Annotated in this window: 6 protein-coding genes; 2 read left to right on the forward strand and 4 right to left on the reverse strand. The window is 58.4% G+C overall.

Features of this window, described 5'->3' with window-relative positions; genetic code table 11:
- The 4 genes from ACFDTG_RS16445 to ACFDTG_RS16460 all read right to left on the reverse strand — a co-directional run.
- On the reverse strand, window positions 1-303 hold a 303-nt coding region (locus ACFDTG_RS16445), incomplete at its 3' end, for an FAD-dependent oxidoreductase (protein WP_375292000.1).
- A gap of 1 nt (window position 304) precedes the next feature.
- Window positions 305-535, reverse strand: coding sequence for a GDCCVxC domain-containing (seleno)protein (locus tag ACFDTG_RS16450; RefSeq protein WP_082379137.1), 231 nt, complete (start codon window positions 533-535; stop codon window positions 305-307).
- Window positions 532-873: a heavy-metal-associated domain-containing protein gene (locus ACFDTG_RS16455; RefSeq protein WP_047819462.1), complete on the reverse strand. Its 342-nt coding sequence runs from the start codon at window positions 871-873 to the stop codon at window positions 532-534. Before ACFDTG_RS16455 ends, ACFDTG_RS16450 begins: the two co-directional genes overlap by 4 nt.
- A gap of 11 nt (window positions 874-884) precedes the next feature.
- Window positions 885-1,247, reverse strand: coding sequence for a mercuric transporter MerT family protein (locus ACFDTG_RS16460; protein WP_375292001.1), 363 nt, complete (start codon window positions 1,245-1,247; stop codon window positions 885-887).
- Window positions 1,248-1,321: 74 nt separating this feature from the next.
- Between ACFDTG_RS16460 and ACFDTG_RS16465 the strand changes: the two genes are divergently transcribed.
- Both ACFDTG_RS16465 and ACFDTG_RS16470 read left to right on the forward strand, forming a co-directional pair.
- The gene (locus ACFDTG_RS16465; RefSeq protein WP_246449464.1) at window positions 1,322-1,732 is read left to right on the forward strand and encodes a helix-turn-helix domain-containing protein; all 411 of its coding nucleotides are present in this window, start codon (window positions 1,322-1,324) and stop codon (window positions 1,730-1,732) included.
- A 193-nt stretch (window positions 1,733-1,925) separates the two neighbouring features.
- On the forward strand, window positions 1,926-3,461 hold a 1,536-nt coding region (locus ACFDTG_RS16470; protein ID WP_375292002.1), incomplete at its 3' end, for a TonB-dependent receptor.

The raw sequence follows: 3,461 nt of genomic DNA on the forward strand, positions 1-3,461 counted from the left end.
GTTTTCGATCCGACCGGGCATTTTGTCGGTGAACGTCTGCGTGAAGGCTACCAGATCGGGCCAGTTGATGGCGATGTCGTTCGGTTCGATGCCCTTGCCGTGCATGAGCCGCGCTGCGTCGATGATTTCCGCCCCGCGGCGGAGCATTTTCTTCGGATCGCAGCCGCGCAGGGCGCAGGTGCCGCCATAAGGCAGTGCGTCGACCACCGCGACCGACCAACCGGCTGAGGCGCATTTGTTGGCGGCATTTACGGCCGCCATACCAACACCCAGCACTATAAGATCGAAGTTTCGCGTACTCATCTCACCGCCCTCCGCAACATGTGGCGCCCTTGCGATCGGCACGCGTTTCCTGGATCGGCGGGCAGGGGATGGTGCCGAATGAGCAGAAGACACAGCAATCGCCCGCATTGGGGCGGAGTTTCACACCGCAACCATTGCAATCGTAGAAAAACCAGCAGGCATCCGTCGGCATTCTTTCGAGCTTTTTGTACCCGCAAGTAGGGCATGTGATCTCGGACTTCAGTTCGATCATAGCGCGCTCTCTGAAAGGATCGCCGGATATCCGGCCTCGGTCGACGCCGCGGCGATCGCGCTTGTGGTTGTTCGCTCAGGATCGAACTGCGCAGTCGCCGTCCTGGTCTCGTAATCGATAGTCACCTCGTGCACGCCTGCCACGCCTTCCATCGCGCGCCGAACCGTTATCGGGCAGGTCGCGCAGGTCATATTCTCGACCGCAAAACTTGCCGATTGCAGATGCGCGGAATTTTGTTGAACCCGTTCGTCGGAGTTTGGCGGAAACAAGGTCGCTGCCCAGATACCCGCTCCGGCCAGTCCCAGTATCGCAACTGCGACGATCATCGTCTTCTTCATCTTTCGAACTCCTAGTAGAATTGCGGCGCCCACCACTCGACCGTGGACGAGGCAGCGACCAATACGGTCGCCAGCCACAGGGAGCTTTTGACGAGCAGGTTTGCTCCGGGCCGCGCGCAATATGTTCCGTCTTCGCAAGGTTCGGCTTGCCGAAAATAGGTGTGCCGGAATCCAAGGCCCAGAAAGAGGAGCGCGATGGCGATAAACACCCATTTATAAGGTTCGAGCGCGGTAAGATTGCCGATCCATGCGCCGCCGATGCCCAGGCTCAGCAACAACAGCGGAGCAATACAGCAGGACGAGGCGAGTATCGCGCCGAGCGCGCCTCCACTTGCCCATATTTGGTGCGCATTCTTTTGCGTTTGATCGGTCATGGAAACCGATATAGTCTCTGTAGTAACTACAGGTTCAAGCACTAACTGGCATTTGGCTCATGACAGCATCACAAATGATCAAGCGTGGCGAACTGGCCAAACAGTCGGGCTGCAACCTTGAGACGATCCGCTACTACGAGAAGATCGGTCTGCTTAAGCCGCCCGAGCGCACGGCAACCGGGCACAGGCTCTACTCACCCGGCGACCAGGCGCGGCTCGGCTTTATCCTGCGAGGCCGCGATCTGGGTTTTTCGATCGAGGAGCTAAAAAGCCTGCTCAGCCTTGTCGATTCGCACGACTACAGCTGCGGCGAGGTTCAGGATTTGACCAGTAACCATCTGGCCAGCGTGCGATCCAAGATTGCCGACTTGAGAAGGTTGGAGCAGACCCTTGCCGAAGTATCGGCCCGCTGCGAGGGCGGAAATGTTCCAGAATGCCCCATCATCGATACGCTCTTCGGTCGTGGTCCTGCCGCTCGACCGTGAAGCAATGCCATTGGAGGGGGTACGCGGCTTGAATCTATTTTGATTCTTTCATGAGACCAACCTTTGGCTCAGCCAAGTGCGACGCTGTGACACGGAGCCGCTGATCAGTTCAACCACCGCAAAACGCAATGTTGCTATTGCGAATTATTCGCAATTTCAATATTGGCGCCTTCAGATTCTGAAGGAGCCGTCCATGTATCGATATCTCGCTAGCGCGTTTGCAGTCATTTTCGTTTCGCCCGCCATGGCCCAGACGGTTCATCAAACAGAGGCCGACGAAATGGATCAGTCCGGCGACGTAATCGTCGTTACCGCGGCGCGTACCCAGCTACCGGCAAGCGCCCTTCCGCTTACTGTGGACGTGATCGACAGTGAATCTCTCCAGCGCCAGGCGCAGATTTCCGGCTCGACCGTGGATGCAGTCTCCGCGCTCTTGCCCTCCTTCTCGCCTACCCGCGAAAAACTGAGCGGGGCGGGCGAAAGCCTGCGTGGCCGTTCGCCGCTTTACGCCATCAACGGCATCCCCCAATCGACACCGGTGCGAGACGGTTCGCGTGATGGATATACGATTGACCCGTTTTTCATCGATCGGGTGGAAGTGATCTACGGTTCGAACGCCTTGCAGGGCGTCGGCGCTACTGGCGGTGTTGTGAACCAGGTCACGGTCGGTGCGCCGAGCGAGGACGGCATTGCGGTGCGTGCACTCGCCCAGCTTACACTGCCTGACGGTTTCGACGGCGAAGGCATCGGAGCAAAATCAGGCGGCCTGCTGGGTTATCGGGACGGCCCGCTCGATGCGAGCTTCGGCGCAACGCTCGAACGGCGTGGAGCCTTCTTCGATGGCGCTGGCAACAGGATCGGGGTCGATGGAACACAAGGGGAAATCCAGGACAGCGACAGCTGGTCTGTCTTTGCGCGCCTGGGGTATGACCTTGCGAGCGGTGCACGGTTTGAAGTGGTGGCCAACCGTTTTGAACTCGAGGGAAATGCCAATTACGTCATCGTTCCTGGCGATCGCGCTACAGGTGTCCCGTCCACCAGCGTGCGCGGCGTCACACCGGGCGACCCTCCCTCCAATACCGCAGAGCTCCTATCGGCTTCGCTCGTGGACCCCGAACTGGGTGGAGGCACACTCATCCTGCAGGGCTTCTACAGCCGCACGAACGATGTGTTCGGCGGCGGAGTTTTTGGGACATTCCAAGATCCTGCAATCGATCCGTCGAGGACACTCTTCGATCAGTCTGCCAACCAGTCGCGTAAACTAGGCGGCAAGGTTAGCTACGAACGCGCTATTCCCGGCCTGGAAGATCTCGTTCTAACGGCAGGCTTCGATGCTCTCTTTGATCAGACGGAACAATCGCTGGTACAGACCGGCAGGGTGTGGGTGCCGCAAAGCGATTTCCGCAGCCTCGCGCCGTTTCTGCAGAGCAATCTGGCGCTCGCCGATGGAGTTGTTCGCGTAGCAGGGGGCCTGCGCTATGAGAATGTCCAGCTATCCAATGATGATTTCCAGACGCTCGCCAGCTATGGTTCGGTGCAGGTGGAGGGCGGATCTCCGTCGTTCAAAGACCTTTTGTGGAACGCTGGGGTAATAGTCGAACCTGTCGACGGGCTCCGTGCTTACGGTAGCTATGCCGAGGGCTTCACTATTGCCGATGTCGGCCGTATCCTGCGCGGCTGCTTTTTGTCATTGGTTTCGCCTTATACATCTTGTGCAATTATTTCACGA

The organism is Qipengyuania sp., assembly GCF_042095715.1.
GTDB lineage: Bacteria > Pseudomonadota > Alphaproteobacteria > Sphingomonadales > Sphingomonadaceae > Qipengyuania.

Bases quoted from the DNA above. Each gene is read 5' to 3' on its own strand.
- ACFDTG_RS16465 (WP_246449464.1), top strand. From the start codon at position 1,322: ATGATCAAGCGTGGCGAACTGGCCAAACAGTCGGGCTGCAACCTTGAG.
- ACFDTG_RS16450 (WP_082379137.1), bottom strand. From the start codon at position 535: ATGATCGAACTGAAGTCCGAGATCACATGCCCTACTTGCGGGTACAAA.
- ACFDTG_RS16455 (WP_047819462.1), bottom strand. From the start codon at position 873: ATGAAGAAGACGATGATCGTCGCAGTTGCGATACTGGGACTGGCCGGA.
- ACFDTG_RS16460 (WP_375292001.1), bottom strand. From the start codon at position 1,247: ATGACCGATCAAACGCAAAAGAATGCGCACCAAATATGGGCAAGTGGA.